13 protein-coding genes are annotated in these 14099 nt (G+C 41.9%); 9 read left to right on the top strand and 4 right to left on the bottom strand.

Annotated features, from left to right (window positions below):
- Positions 1–122: helix-turn-helix domain-containing protein (locus ACLQ7H_RS25485; protein WP_411755080.1), on the bottom strand; the 122-nt coding region annotated here is incomplete at its 3' end.
- Positions 123–243: 121 nt separating this feature from the next.
- Between ACLQ7H_RS25485 and ACLQ7H_RS25480 the strand changes: the two genes are divergently transcribed.
- The 4 genes from ACLQ7H_RS25480 to radC all read left to right on the top strand — a co-directional run bounded on the left by ACLQ7H_RS25480 (position 244) and on the right by radC (position 2382).
- Positions 244–720 (top strand): hypothetical protein, encoded by a 477-nt coding sequence (locus ACLQ7H_RS25480; RefSeq protein ID WP_411755079.1) that lies wholly within the window; start codon positions 244–246, stop codon positions 718–720.
- Positions 721–943: 223 nt separating this feature from the next.
- A complete protein-coding gene (locus ACLQ7H_RS25475; RefSeq protein ID WP_411755078.1) occupies positions 944–1357 on the top strand; it encodes a DUF2787 family protein in 414 nt (137 codons plus the stop codon).
- Between the two features lie 34 nt (positions 1358–1391).
- Complete coding sequence (locus ACLQ7H_RS25470) at positions 1392–1931, top strand: hypothetical protein (RefSeq protein ID WP_411755077.1); 540 nt, start codon at positions 1392–1394, stop codon at positions 1929–1931.
- A 1-nt stretch (position 1932) separates the two neighbouring features.
- Entirely contained in the window at positions 1933–2382 is a 450-nt protein-coding gene (gene radC, locus ACLQ7H_RS25465) for a RadC family protein (RefSeq protein ID WP_411755076.1), read from the top strand.
- A gap of 142 nt (positions 2383–2524) precedes the next feature.
- Here radC and ACLQ7H_RS25460 read toward each other — a convergent pair whose 3' ends face one another.
- Together ACLQ7H_RS25460 and ACLQ7H_RS25455 are read right to left on the bottom strand one after the other, a co-directional pair.
- Positions 2525–4171 (bottom strand): ATP-dependent nuclease, encoded by a 1647-nt coding sequence (locus ACLQ7H_RS25460; RefSeq protein ID WP_411755075.1) that lies wholly within the window; start codon positions 4169–4171, stop codon positions 2525–2527.
- Between the two features lie 1009 nt (positions 4172–5180).
- Positions 5181–5687 carry a hypothetical protein gene (locus ACLQ7H_RS25455; RefSeq protein ID WP_411755074.1) on the bottom strand — a complete coding sequence of 169 codons (507 nt, stop codon included), beginning with the start codon at positions 5685–5687 and terminating at the stop codon, positions 5181–5183.
- A gap of 223 nt (positions 5688–5910) precedes the next feature.
- On the opposite strand from ACLQ7H_RS25455, the gene ACLQ7H_RS25450 reads away from it, so the two are divergent.
- The 5 genes from ACLQ7H_RS25450 to ACLQ7H_RS25430 all read left to right on the top strand — a co-directional run bounded on the left by ACLQ7H_RS25450 (position 5911) and on the right by ACLQ7H_RS25430 (position 13161).
- The gene (locus tag ACLQ7H_RS25450) at positions 5911–6111 is read left to right on the top strand and encodes a helix-turn-helix transcriptional regulator (RefSeq protein WP_411755073.1); all 201 of its coding nucleotides are present in this window, start codon (positions 5911–5913) and stop codon (positions 6109–6111) included.
- 46 nt (positions 6112–6157) lie between these two features.
- Positions 6158–6907: a hypothetical protein gene (locus tag ACLQ7H_RS25445; RefSeq protein ID WP_411755072.1), complete on the top strand. Its 750-nt coding sequence runs from the start codon at positions 6158–6160 to the stop codon at positions 6905–6907.
- Positions 6908–7161: 254 nt separating this feature from the next.
- On the top strand, positions 7162–8826 hold the full coding sequence (locus ACLQ7H_RS25440; RefSeq protein ID WP_411755071.1) for a DUF927 domain-containing protein: 1665 nt from the start codon (positions 7162–7164) through the stop codon (positions 8824–8826).
- A 729-nt stretch (positions 8827–9555) separates the two neighbouring features.
- Complete coding sequence (locus ACLQ7H_RS25435) at positions 9556–11055, top strand: hypothetical protein (protein ID WP_411755070.1); 1500 nt, start codon at positions 9556–9558, stop codon at positions 11053–11055.
- 309 nt (positions 11056–11364) lie between these two features.
- The gene (locus ACLQ7H_RS25430; RefSeq protein ID WP_411755069.1) at positions 11365–13161 is read left to right on the top strand and encodes a hypothetical protein; all 1797 of its coding nucleotides are present in this window, start codon (positions 11365–11367) and stop codon (positions 13159–13161) included.
- A gap of 258 nt (positions 13162–13419) precedes the next feature.
- Here the strand turns inward: ACLQ7H_RS25430 and ACLQ7H_RS25425 are convergent, their stop codons facing one another.
- On the bottom strand, positions 13420–13857 hold the full coding sequence (locus tag ACLQ7H_RS25425) for a hypothetical protein (protein WP_411755068.1): 438 nt from the start codon (positions 13855–13857) through the stop codon (positions 13420–13422).
- Positions 13858–14099: the final 242 nt, after the last annotated feature.

Raw genomic sequence — 14099 nt, 5'->3', positions numbered from 1 at the left:
TCGCGTGATAACTGCGACAGGCTCACTCCCCGCTTATGCAAGGCCGCCACAATGTCAGCCCGATGCCAATCTTCCAGCCTTCCCTTAGGGGACTTTTTTTGCGATGCTACGTGGTTATTCACAATATTAACTCCTCTGTATCAGTACATGGACATTAAATGCGAATAAAAGATACTTATCAAGTTCCTTTTGTGGGTTATTTTGCCGATTCTTTTTAACGCATTGATATCTGGATTAAAGTTTATGGAAAATAATTTGCCGCAAGAAACCCACTTGGATGATGATCAATGGCTCTCAGCACCCGCATTTGTCGGGAAACCGGGTATGCCTGGAACAGCAAAAGGTTGTCGCTTACGTCTGGAGAAACTGGCGGCTATGCACCCTGACATCAAGAGAAAGAGAACTGGACATAAGGGCTTTGAGTACCATATACGTGCGGCGGGGATGTCGTTGCATAGTGAGCGTGTGGAACAGCAGCAGAAAACGCAGCCAGCCTCGCCCTATGGCAGTGATGAGCAACTTAACCTCTGGGTGCAACTGTTCAAGACCATGAAGCCACAGTCCCGCGACAGGTTGTTAAAGCAGGCATTGGAACAGGTAGCCGATGATTTGAAGTTAACCGGCAATGTGGAGCCAGAAGTGATGATGTTGGCCCGTCAGTTGATGATGCTTTCAGAGGAACAGCGCCAGCAACTTTTAACCTCTATTTCACTCGCCTAATCCGGTCTGAATAGCTAATTTTGGCCATATTTAAATCATTATTTAATTAATAGTTTCTTTGTGAAACTATTTGCCATTGCATGTATTGTTTGATAAAATGTCATTGTGGTAAAGTGATTATTTCCAGCCACTCAAACCAATAATATTTAATTAATCCTTAACGGGAGTTACAACTGCATTTCAAATTCGACTTGTTGACTATTTTAACTTAAATGGAAACATTATGAATATTATCCTTCAGGAAGGCTATAGGCTTCCCGTTAATCAAAAATTGATTGACCTGTTATTTAAAGAAATGGACAAGGCTCCGCCAATAAAGCAACAATTGAAAGCTGCGTCATTTATTTTTAGAGATCCTGACTACAGTGCCGGGCTTGGTGGCTATCATCCAGTAGAAATTCGGCTAATCAGAAAAGACGGAAAGTGGTTTTTCGATTACATCACTGACTTTGCCTATATGGGGCGAGTTTACCCTGAATTAGAAAAGGAAATTGACTTTAGTTGGTCACAGCAATATGCATTTCATTCTGGATTAGGCGACCTCGGTCATAAGGCCGGTTGTGAGCTATTTGAATTATGGCAATCCAACTTTATTCAGTATTACGACATGGATGTTTATACCGTCCAGTTCCTTTAGGAAATCTAAATTAAATCCATTTGGGGTATCTATTGTGGTCAAGGATAGAGAGATCAGTGCATCCCAACAGGGTGACCTGGATTGTCTGTGTGGGGCGTACAGCTTGGTGAATATGATGGGCTACCTGTTTGATGGCAGAGTGAAGAGAAAACCACTGATGCGCGCCCTGTTGCGGGAATACAGCTATGAATGGCCGTTAGAGGAATGGCTGACCCACGGCCTTGATGAACCCCGAATGGATTACTTGATCGATCGGGTATTGCGGCAAGGGTACTACCATAAACATTTCCCCACTCAAATCAGCCAGCCCTTCCGAGAACTTAAGCGACTAACCACCCAGCGTATCTTCTCCGAGATAGCCGAATACCTCAACCACAGTGACTTTTCCCGCCTCATCCTGATTAGCGATCAACATCACTGGTCAGTTATCACCCGCATAGACAATCAATACCTCCACTTCTTCGATAGCAGCGGCCGACGAAAATCATCACGCAGTAGTTGGTCACTCAAGCCCGGTAGCAGCTCACACCAACTTTTCCCAGACTGTATCTACTTTGTTGAACGGGAGTTCTGACATGACTGACCGCTGCAATGAAGACCTGATCCTACAGCAGGCACAAACCATCATCGAGAACCGATATATCCGTGGGCAACAACTGTTATCGGTGATAGATGTACGGGATTACCTCATGGTCAAGTTGGCTCCGCTGGAACACGAAGTATTTGGCTGTCTGCTGTTGGATAACCAGCAACGCATTCTCACTTACCAGGAACTGTTCAGGGGCACAATCAACGGCGTCAGCGTCTACCCTCGCGAAGTGGTGAAGCTAAGCCTGCACCATAACGCAGCGGCGTTGATCCTTGTCCACAATCATCCCAGCGGTGAGGCGGAACCCAGTCAGGCAGACTTGGCAATCACCAAAAGGCTGGTATCTGCGTTGGATCTGGTTGATGTGCGGATTCTCGACCACTTCATTGTTGCCGGTACACAAACCGTCTCAATGGCGGAGCGTGGGCTGCTATAAGCCGTCCGGTTACTGTGTTACTCAATCTGACACCCTTACGCCTCTGGCTCCAATAGGATCAGCTCGAAAAGCTGACATTAGCCTGAGCGCCCACAGAAAAATTGAGGGCGCAGCTAGTCATATATCGGTATACAGCGCCTTGTTAAGCCATAGCATCAAGTTCTGCTTGTGTAGTGTACAAACCTTTATGAGTTCCGCTAATAATTGAATTAAGGGACTCCCTTAACTCCTTATATTTATCATTTGTTTCAAAGTCGGTTGATGTTAGATGAGAAAATAAATTGTATGGTTTGTCTTTTGATGGAGACTCATTGAGATAAAAGCCCTCAAAATCAGGATTATGAACAACAGTTTTGACTCGTCCATTTGTTGAATCCGCTAATGCTCTTATATTTAAGTTGATTTTCCACATACCGTTGGCGGCCCCATCCTTCCTAAGCTTTGTATCTAGATCATGAATCGCTATAGCATTTGCACTGAACTGGTCAAATATTTTTATAAATGTTGGAATATTCGCCTTTCCTCTACAATTAATAACGCAATAACTGCCTTCAAGGCCACTTTTTTCAATAATATATTGATAAGCCAAATATTCGGTATCTCCCTCAACTAATATAGCGTTAGGGTAAAAGAAGAATTCATTAACTGTCGGACAACAACGATTCAGCATCTTTAAATTGTCCCTTTCATCAGGACTAAAATGTGTTTTATCTGTCTGGAAGTAGAAAGTCCCCTGCTGATTATTCGACACTTTTATTAGTGTTGTGTGGTCTTTAGTGAGGTCAATGAATACTGGGGAGTGTGTAGTGCATATAACTTGCCATCCTTCTAGATCCGCTAATGCATAAATAGCTTTTCTAGCAGCCCTAATTATTGATGGATGCAAATTTATTTCTGGCTCATCAATCAGTAACACTTTAGGTGTTTCATTTTGAATTACCTTTGTTCCCTTTTTATACATTCCCTCGCTACACAAAGCATTTACGGCAGACCATAAAAATGCTCTTTTTAAACCAGTTCCTTGATGCTCTAAGGATGATGGGTGATTACTTGTTTTAACGAAGAACTTACTGCCATCTTTAATCGCATCCTCTGCTTTAAACTTCCCAACGCCAGTTTCAAAACTAACAGTAGCGCCTAGGAATAACTTATTTAACTCCAACTCTATTTTATTGCTTAATTGCCCAATACTCCCAGACAGCTCTTTATCTACCTCTTTAGCAAGTTTTTCTATTTCAGCAACAATGCCAGCAACCTTGCTTTTGTCATCTTTTAATTTTTGAGCAGCATTTTTGGACGCTAAATCCTTTACTACCTTTTCTAGAGCATCATAGCCATCATTTGGATTTAATCGTACTGGAATCGGTAATCTACTTTGCAACAATGTGTTCCATCCACCAGCCCCTCCTTTCTTCCAATCATTTATTTTGTTGCTAAAGCTATACTTGACGCCATTTTCGTCTGGAGTTTCCCAACGGATTTGAAATTTTGCGCAGTTACCAAACTCAGGATCGTTCTGCAAGAGCCATTCTTGTCCTAAAGTGTCAACATCTTCCTGAGTAACATCATTAAAAACACCTGTGATTATCACCGGTATATTCGCATTTCGACCATGAAAGTGGTCTATGCTTAATGCACTCCCCATCGAAACATAGGCCTCGTATGCGTCTAGAACTGTAGACTTACAACTATTATTTGGCCCCACTAATACAACGATGTTATCGATGAGTATTTTTATTTCATCCTTGACGCCTTTAAAGTTTGAGATCAATAACGCAGATAATTTCATAAGAATGTTCTCGTCATAAAAAATAGGATTAAAGGTTGAAAAACATGTCAACCCATACCAGAGGATTGACGTTTATTAACTAATTAACTTTATGATTCAATTTCTAGAAGAGGTAAAAATAAATGAGGGAAGTTAACATCGTTATATATACATCCGTCATACTTCAAGTTGCATGTGCGTTGGTTTTTCTCACTCACCTCAGTAACTTACTGGTGTAAGCTTCAGGGGACTCACTGTGTCGCCGCCTTCCCGCAACTCGAATTATTTAGGGTATAAAAAGATTGGAACGAAAATTTTGTTCGTTCTGATGCTGTCCCCTAACTTAAATTGCTTTAAAATGACATAATTATACCTCCATGTTTATCTCGGACGAGTCAATCTCAATAAAACATCCCGAAGATTTAATATTTTTCACTTGCCTCCTAGCTTGCTTACTTTTCGCACCACCTTCGTTATAAAGCTAACGCTTATGCATTCATAGTTCAATACTTTTTTAGCTTTATGATATATCGGTCACTAATTATATGCAGACCGAACGAAACCCGAGGTTTTTTCGCGTTCATAGATCTATGAACGCCTGCTTCTGGTACTTAGCTGCTTGTAAGAGTTGATTAGCACCTGACTATCGCTAGGGCTTCGGATAAAGTACGAACTTTGCTTATCATCTTTGTATCAAGCACTTATGCTGTTCAAGCTCATAGACAGTAAAAGCGTTGTGCATCGCACACTACACTTTTTCGATAATGTCTTCCGATAGCCCAGCCTCGACTGCTTCAGCCCTAACCTTATCGATAACAAGCTGAGTCCTGCCAGGAGCACGAACAGAATCCTGATCTTTTTTTAATGCTGCGCTGCTTTCGCACACCGACCACGCTTGGCAATCAATACGATAAGTTGTGAGTCGATATAATCAATGACCTGTCTTACGTCTTCTATAGAAGAGAAATTCATTCACCGCACTCCTTAACTAGTACAAAAGTGCAGGCTGGTATATTTGATGATTATTGGCCTATCGTTTCTCAAGCTTCAAGATGTTATCAACAACCCTTCGGGCTGACGACAATCGTTCCACATCCTTCTCAGTCCATTCCGTATCACCCAGATCACTCGGCCTGCCATATTGATGATGGGTCATGTAAGCCGCGATCTCTTCGGTGGTTTTACCCTCTCTAAGCTTAAGCACATAAAATTCATCGTAGACCTCATACAGCGCTTGGGCTTTCGGCTTTTTAGGCACCAACAGTTCGCCAAAGTAGAACAGGTTGATCAACTCATCCAACACCTGGCTGTATACACGTCCAGTCCCGCGTGTCATCGAGTCAATGTTGCCGTGGCCGAGCAACTTACAGATTTCTTTTAGCCGGGCCTTGGTGATGTCCTGCATGTGGATTTCCATTGGCTGTCCGAACTCTTCTTGCATTTTCCTCCGGCTGCGAGCCTTCACCTCAACCATATCTTGTGCTGGTCTCTTAGCAGGCGTCTTCACCGGTTTTTTCATCAGCTTTTTCGCCGCCATCTTCATGCCCCCTTGTTTATAGCATCCAGTATGACCGTCATATCTATCTTCTACCGATGACAGACATAAAAGTCAAATGATGACGGTCATCTGTCATTTCTAATATGACGGTCATCATTGCAGCGTTTTTTCCGGCAAAATCACGATTTTTATCAAATTGAAATATAACATTTTTTCAAGGTTGTAAATGGGCATCTCGTTTAACCGAATGAGACGCTAAAAAATGAAAAATCGCATCCTAAAACAACCCGAAGTTCTGCACCGCTGTGGTATCTCACGTAGCACTATGTACAGGTGGATCGCCGAAGGTGTTTTTCCACGCCAACGGAGCATGAAAGGGGCAGGACTGAAAGGTAAGTCAGTCGGCTGGCTGGAAAGTGATATCGACGCTTGGATTGATAGCCGCATGTCGGTGGGGGAATAAGCTGATGAATAGTCTTTCCCGCACAGTTAACATGCTCTTTAAGGAGATGCCAACCTTCGAAACCCTGAAGCAGGCAGACGTTGAGAACCGCACCCGTATCACTATATTGCGCCGTGTTGGCCGTAAGTTGGATCAACCTGATTGCCTTGCTTTGGCAGATCGTCTGGAAAGCTGTGTTAACGACTATCCCTGCGGCAGTATGGCGTGTTTCCGTTGCTCCCGTCAGCGTCGCCTACGGTTGGTCGACAAATGGCTGGATTTCTTCCAGACGCACCCAGATTACGTGATGGTCACGCTGGTGTTCTATGACGAGATGTTCCCGAACCGGCATTTGCTCGATTGGGATCTGAACCGGCTTAAACAGCGGCTTCGCAAGCAGTTGGAACGGATCGATTTCGAAGGGCCCATCGTGGGTGGTTTCGAGATGGACTACCACCGGCATACACAGAAGCCGAGTGAAAGTGAGTGGATGCCCCATTTCCATCTACTGATCCCCAACGATCCGGCCAAACTCAAGCAACTCCGGCAGTACATGCTACGGGCCAAGAACTTGCACCGCCGTAAGGAGAAGATTAATCGACCTATGCACAAGAAGCAGATAGTGAGTGCAGTGCAAGCCTTAACTTACTGCATCAAAGGCATTTGGTGGGAGATCCCACTGTTCGTGAATAAGGAGGGCAAACCAAGGAAACGGTCAAAGTGTCGCCTCACTGATAACGTGCTTGCGAAATCACTGGTGAAGCTGGATCGGCTAACTGATTCTCAGCTTACTTTCACCATGAACGTCCAAAAGTAAAATCTAGAGATCGCTGATTAACGCCACGGATGGCACAGTTTGATGCCTCAGCGCTGGAGTTTGAGCAATGTTGACGGTAACACTAATCAATCTTCCAGCTTCTATTTTGGGAGAGCATATTGAGGGGAGCAGAAGATGGTGATTTGGGTGATTAGGTGATTTTCGCTGGAAGGCAATTTTGGTTCTGGGTTTGAAAAAGGTTGCCATGCTGGCGGTGATTTGGGTGATTAAATGATTTTCAACAAGGAAAGATCATGACCGAGAAAAAAGTAAAATCGAGTGTTGCATTAACCAAGAAAAAGGTAAAACCGGATGTCACATTACTGGCGCTATCGACGATGGACGGTGATAACGAAAAAGCCTACCGCTATGTGGAGTTCGACAACCAAAATAGCAAGAAGAGGGTACGCCGCCTGTTTGCCGCTACGGATATCGCGGATCAACGGCTCATCCTCAACAGACTCTTTGCTGAAGGATTAGCTCTGGATTTAGAAGATTCTACGAAGGAGTCCATTTATAAAGATCTTCGCCAAACGGTTGATGAACGCGTCCAGTTGTGCCTCCGGCCCGGATTCACCGAGAGTGACAACTACTTAACTGCCAGTGGTGTGATCCTTGGCGATAAAGAAGGTTTTGGGCCACTGCCTTATCCGGAAGCTCAAACCTTCTTCCATGACGAACAGGCTAAGGGCGACACGAGCGGTTGGCAAAAGAAAGTGGCGTTGTTGGCACAAGGGAACTCCCGCTTGATACTGGCATTATCCAGCGCATTTTCTGGCCCTTGTATCCACCTGACTGATATTGAAAGTGGTGGATTTCACTTCTATGCGCCGAGTTCCCAAGGTAAGAGTACCTTGATGCTGATGGCAGCTTCTGTCTTTGGCAACAATCAGTTTGTCAAAAAGTGGAATATGACTGATGCCGCGTTCGAACAGGCGGCGGAAGCACGTAATGATGGCATCCTTTTGCTGGATGAACTGAAACTGTTAGGATCTAAAAAAGGTGAAACGGCATCTCTGGCACAAAGCCGCATCTACATACTGGGATCAGGCGAAGGAAAACAGCGGCACACTGGCTACCAAAAAACAGTTTCGCGCTGGCGTTTAGTGATGCTGAGTACGGGGGAGTTTAGTCTTGGGCAACATGCTAGCGATGGTAGCCTAAGCCGAATGGACGGCGAAAAGGTACGCGTAGTTGATGTGCCTGCTGATGCCAGTGCTGATCTTGGCATCTTCGATATAGTGCCTGAGGAACTCACGTCTCGCCGCTTTGCCGAGCGTATCCAACTCCGCTGTAGCTTGTATCATGGCACTGCTGGCCCTGACTTCATTACAGAAATGCTGAAAGAAGGCCGTAACTCAGTCAAGAAGAAGATAAAAACGCATATTAACCACTTCATCGAGCATCATGACATTGATGAAGATAATGGCATTGCAGTGCGTATAGGTAAGCGGTTTGCCCTCGCTTATGCCAGTGGTGTTCTTGCCAGTGGGTACGGTATTTTGCCACTCACCGAAGAAGATATCATGGAGGGGATTTCAAGCTGTTACAACGCAGCCAATGGTGCCCCAGTGAAGGGGTTTGATTTCTCCAGCAAATTTAAAGCTGCCCTTGAGTCAAAATTACCGGATTTACAAAAGAAGAAAACCTATACCCAGGAAAAACTAGATAGAAAGCCGATTATCTTGACGAAAATGAAAAAAATAGCGGTATATGCAGTGGATACCGCTTTTTTTGAAAAAAACATTACTGGTAAGGTGGAATTGAAAGATGTTCTTGACTACTTACGCGGAGAGGAAATGTTACTTCCTGATAGCAAAGGAAAAAGCACACGGGCGGTACCTTATAAAAGAGAATCATTAACACGGCGCTATTGTCTGATCAAAGACAAACTGGATGCCTGGTTAGCGGGCGAATAATCCTGTGACTCCTGCACTTAAAGGCCAGGGCAGTTCAATGCATTGGTAAATATAAGAGGCTGAAACCGCTGTATATCGCCATCAACTCGCCTGTTAGACCGCTGGACAGGCGATGTTGGTGGAGGCCAGATGTCACTCTCGTACATACACATCCAGATTGATATTATCGGCAAGGTGATTCGCCAGAACCCTCGTAAAACCGCTAATCTGCTGTGTTTCAGTTCTGTCTGGCAGACAAGAAAGTACCAGACCGAGAAAAATGGTGCTTTAACTCGGCGATTCGATGCATGTACTCTGCTTGCAGACCTGCCAAATAACCCATCAGATGACCCACTAATCGCCACCTCGTGCGTTGGCTAGGGAAAACCGGAGATCATTTATTTCACTCACAATATTTAAACGTTAGAGCTGAATGAGTAGTCTATCTGTATTAACTTACTCTTTTCATTCATGACGCAGAATACTTGGTTATACATTGAGATCCCTACTTCTCTCTAAAGAGTATGCTGGGCTATATAACTGGTCGGTAGATACTAGTAGTCTATAAGTTGATGGATATATGATTGTATAGTTACTGCCATATTAATAGTGATATTGTGCAGCAGGTAACAGCGACCAGGAGCGTGGTGGTTGAACAACATAACATAATTTTTTGCTTGCGTAATTAACTGCTGTTAATTGCGTTATGCAATTGGTTATCCCTCATGCTAATCTGAATGCGAGTTATATATGGCTTATATTATTGAACGTGGAATATTGGTTACTCTGGAAACATACGATAAGTTTATCGAGGATGTACATAAGATACGTTTTATTGGGAAAGATAAGCGTCAGTCACCCACCTTCTACAAAGAAATACAACAGTTCCTGCAACATCTCATTTGTAATGTTTTCTTGTATGCAGAAGATACTGACCCGGACGAACCCTATACAACGTTTTCACCTATCTCCAGTGAGTTGGGTAAGAGTAAACTCAAGTTTGTTTTTGAACAGTCAAAATATTTGTGTTGTGACCGGGCATTAGAGCTTATTGCGGAAGTGGGTATTATTAAGATTAAGCCCCACAATTATGGGAAAGGACTCAGTCGTCTATTTGCCTTGTCAAAGGCACATCTTCGTGGATGGTTTGGCGATCAAAAGCACGCTGAGTATATGCAACGTACCGATCGTCTAATTTATCTCACGACTGCTCGCCGTAGGCGGAATCTAGACAGTTTCACCGAGGAATCACTGATCCAGAAGGCTCTATCTGAATGCCGCAAGCCTAAACACTCGGTACGCCATATTATGTCTCGGGAAACGCAAGTTTATATGCGGGAAGTGTACCGTAACATGAGCGGGTTGCGTATTAATCTAGATAAACTGCAAGCCTATCAGCCCTTGAATGAAAGGGAGGCGCTCCAGAAGACTATGTTCCTAAGTCATCTTGTCGAGCGTGGCTGTAGACTCGTCAGCAGCGTTCCCTTGGTTGTAGAGTACTGGCCTGAATATAACGTGGCTGATCTTGGTACACGCTCTTTTGAGAAGTTCGGGGGCTTTCAGACGCTAAAATCCACCATTAAGTGGCATATTTTTGAAGGCTACAACTATGATATCGAAAGCAGCCAATTAACTATCCTGCGCCATGAACTTGAGAAATATGGGCTTAAGTGTGTACGTCTGAAGAAAATCACTAAAGAGAAAGTGATGCGGCGCTTCGATATTGACGAAGGATCGGCAAAGACATTGATTTATAGTCTGATATATTCGCTTGGTGAAGTCAGGAAGCATAGAGAAAGCGAAGTATTCAACATCTTGTATAACGCTTATGGTTATGAAGTGGCGGTAGAGAAGGCGGATAGTTGGCGTGAGTTCATTAAGCCAATCCGAAAGAAGCTAAAACAGCTTGTCGAAGTCTACATTGGGCAAGGGGTTAACTGTCCGGGGCGGGGGCTGGCAATCCGCAATGCAGTTCGGCAAACATATCTGGTTAACCCCAAGAAAATTACCCAGGAAGATCGTCGCCGCATCCTCAGTCATATGTTACAGGGTATTGAAAGCCAAGCGACTTATCAAACCATTTTACGGAATCCGGGCGTATGTGGCTCGAGTGAGCATGATGGGCTGGTGTCTAGTGAGCCAGTGGTGTGGGAGCATCCCTATCTGAAGCTAAAGCTGAAGCACCAGAGCGTTCATGAGGTGCGTCCTGTAGCGGCTAAAAGGCGAGCTACGCCAATTACTCATTTTTGAGCGTATCAGTGCACTGGGTTGGCCGTTAGACAAAAGATTGTCAGCATTCATGGATTATGGTCTGAAACACACATGTACTTGGAATTGGAATGTGGTACGGCTCAACCCAGAGCTGTTTTTGTGCTGGTTCATGACGCTGTAGTGGCCCACAAGAAGCTATCTGCTAAGCTACTCAAGCATGACAACAGGCATTGTATATAATCTATTGATTAAGATTTACTAATGTGTTAGGTTGAATTATAATCGCTAAATTAATTTTTCAATTAAAATACGATATATAATGGCTTTTCGCCTAGTAAGGATGCAGCGATGCTTGATAAGTTAGAGTTAACTAAAAATGTACAATTTTATGTTTTGAAGATCGATGACTTACAACCCATTATTACTGATTTAATGATTGTTAATATATTGAATGCTTCAGATGATAACATCGAACCAGAAATGCCGTATATATTGAATACATTTAGAGTACAAACAAATTTAGTTGATAGAAATATTTCATATCGATATTCAATTAGGGTATTCCCAACGGTTAGACCTGTCTATTTCATTGAAAGAGAAGAAACTGAAGAAGGACTATTTGATCGTATACATGCATTTATTATCATTTTAGAGTTTGATAACCATATTGCCATAATTAAAAAAAGTTGTTCTAGCATATCTGAAAAACTTGAGGCTAATTTTGAGCTAATATCCAGCGCTATGATAGCTGAAACTTTTAATGATTCAGATGTTTCCTTCCAAAGAATATCCTTGAGAAATATGACCGTATCAGATAAAGCCATCAGAAATCGATCTTATGAAGCTCCTGATTTAAAAGGAACCTTCTCGACTCATGCAGCTGGACGTTCAATACCACTTTTTTTGAAATTCAGGCAAGGCTCTACGGTAAAAACCATTTCAGGTACTGGGCGTTTAGTTGAGTCCTCTCATCGAATTAGCTTTGAAAACGTCGTCCAATGGGCTTACAATCAACTTATACTTATCAAGGATGGTGGAGGGGAAAAAGATTTTCTAGATGCTTTTGCTAAGCAAAAAAGACTCCATGATGTGCTTGAACAAACTTCCCCAAATGCAATTTTAATCGAAAGCTCGTCGTTATATGATCAGCTTATCGAGGATGGGATTAGCATCAAATATACTAATAAAAAGGGAGTTGATGTCGAACTTAAAACAAAGGAATTGGAGAGACTTTTTAAGCACTTGGAACGTGTTTATACGATTGATGACAGAAACAATATAATAACTAAAATTGGAAGAGCCCTTATTAGAATTAATAATAAAACTTTGACTTTTGACTCCTCATTCTTGAGAGCCCTCAAAATAAGTTTGTCAGGCAGTGATATTACGTTACAAAGTTATATAATTAAAAATGGTTTTTATAGCATTACTTTTAATGATCCTCGCTATATGTACTTCATCGGTAATTGTTTTAAAGATGACTCTGGAATTTCAGAAATAAATAGCATATTAGAAATATTGACACCTATAGAAAATATGAATTCCGTGGTTAGTGAAAAAGGCAACTTCAGGAAAAATAGTGTAAAATTTTCAAAAAACTCAATGTTTGATTTAGTCGAAAAAACGCATAAGAGTGATGATTTTATTTTTTGCGATGACTTAGGGACTGAATGGGCAGATCATATAACTTTTAATAATGAAGAATCATGCATTAGTTTTATCCATTCTAAACATGGTTCACATAGTACTTCTGCTAGCAATTTTCATGATGTTGTCGGTCAGGCTGTAAAAAATTTAGGGTATATGAATTTTAGTAAAAGTGATTTTATTAAAAAGACTCAAAGTAAATTTGTAGAAAAATATAATTCATCGAAAGGAGCCACAAACATCAACAGGATCAGAAAAGGTGATTTAAATAAATTAGATGATTATTTAAACACCTTACTAAAAGACTTTAAGCTGCACAGAAAATGTATATTAAGCTGCTCTTTCATTTCTAAAAGTGAGGTTAAAGTTGAGTTCGAAAAAATATTAAAAGGTGAGCAGGTTAATGGGCATGTCACTCAGCTTTTGTGGATTTTATCTTCATTCTCACATGCGGTCAAAGAGGTCAGTGCAATACCAATTATTTACTGTATGGAGTGAGTATCATTGAAGAACCAGATGGTTTTTACCTTGCCATCATAATAGCTTTATCGTGTGTAGCTTGGCCTGGATTGCACGGGATTACCATCCGGTAAAAAGATGAGGTAGTGTTTTTCTTGCATGCTGAATTATAGCAATATTACTTCTTGAATAATGTATTATTACTGTTTTTCATTTTCAAAAATAAACTTAATCCAGTTTTCACAACATGAGATAAATATTAAAATATGACATCCATTTATTGTACAATACAATAAATTAAAAAATGGTTGAGAATATTTTAAAACATGAAGCCATAAGGAATATGTAACCTAATAAAAACCTCCAGGTCCTCTTGAAAATGAAAATTGTATTTTTTGTCCGCCTGAATTTTTTTATTTTCTCCAACCTAAATAAAAGAGAACTTTTTTCATTTTCTCTAAGTGAGGATAAGGTTATTCTGTTTTTTATTTTTGACTCATGTTTTGAAAATGAGCGTTTATTCGATATTTTGAGTAATTTCCCAGAAAAGAATATTATTGTTAAAATGAAAGCTGTTTTCTGAAAAAAATGATCCGGTATGCCCCAGCAGCCAATTGTTGTGAGGAGCAGCCACTCGGCAATTGAATCTTTCTGCAAATTCTTCCACCACTGATTCATGTCTCGGGCATAAAGCAATATTTCTTTTCTGATGCCCTTGTATTGACTTTCTTCCATTTCATATGCCTTTATTAAAATATTTATGTCTATTCAACAAGAATTTTTCGCAAAAGTACCATCGTAGATATGTCCCATGCAACAAGTTTTTATTGTCGCCAACGCTGTGGCCAGACCGTAACCGAACGGTGAACTCGTGTTGTGTGATTAAAATAATGTAATAAGCTGACGGGGTAATTAGCTGAAGCGGTTTTCGGCGTAAGGCAATAGTTCATTGATCCGGCTGTTGGGCCAGGTCGGCA

This window comes from Serratia sp. (in: enterobacteria), assembly GCF_046715635.1.
In the GTDB taxonomy this organism is placed as follows: domain Bacteria; phylum Pseudomonadota; class Gammaproteobacteria; order Enterobacterales; family Enterobacteriaceae; genus Chania.
This window is presented reverse-complemented; position numbering and strand designations above follow the sequence as displayed.

Bases quoted from the DNA above. Each gene is read 5' to 3' on its own strand.
- ACLQ7H_RS25480 (WP_411755079.1), top strand. From the start codon at position 244: ATGGAAAATAATTTGCCGCAAGAAACCCACTTGGATGATGATCAATGG.
- ACLQ7H_RS25475 (WP_411755078.1), top strand. From the start codon at position 944: ATGAATATTATCCTTCAGGAAGGCTATAGGCTTCCCGTTAATCAAAAA.
- radC (WP_411755076.1), top strand. From the start codon at position 1,933: ATGACTGACCGCTGCAATGAAGACCTGATCCTACAGCAGGCACAAACC.
- ACLQ7H_RS25460 (WP_411755075.1), bottom strand. From the start codon at position 4,171: ATGAAATTATCTGCGTTATTGATCTCAAACTTTAAAGGCGTCAAGGAT.
- ACLQ7H_RS25455 (WP_411755074.1), bottom strand. From the start codon at position 5,687: ATGGCGGCGAAAAAGCTGATGAAAAAACCGGTGAAGACGCCTGCTAAG.
- ACLQ7H_RS25450 (WP_411755073.1), top strand. From the start codon at position 5,911: ATGAAAAATCGCATCCTAAAACAACCCGAAGTTCTGCACCGCTGTGGT.
- ACLQ7H_RS25445 (WP_411755072.1), top strand. From the start codon at position 6,158: ATGCCAACCTTCGAAACCCTGAAGCAGGCAGACGTTGAGAACCGCACC.
- ACLQ7H_RS25440 (WP_411755071.1), top strand. From the start codon at position 7,162: ATGACCGAGAAAAAAGTAAAATCGAGTGTTGCATTAACCAAGAAAAAG.
- ACLQ7H_RS25435 (WP_411755070.1), top strand. From the start codon at position 9,556: ATGGCTTATATTATTGAACGTGGAATATTGGTTACTCTGGAAACATAC.
- ACLQ7H_RS25430 (WP_411755069.1), top strand. From the start codon at position 11,365: ATGCTTGATAAGTTAGAGTTAACTAAAAATGTACAATTTTATGTTTTG.
- ACLQ7H_RS25425 (WP_411755068.1), bottom strand. From the start codon at position 13,857: ATGGAAGAAAGTCAATACAAGGGCATCAGAAAAGAAATATTGCTTTAT.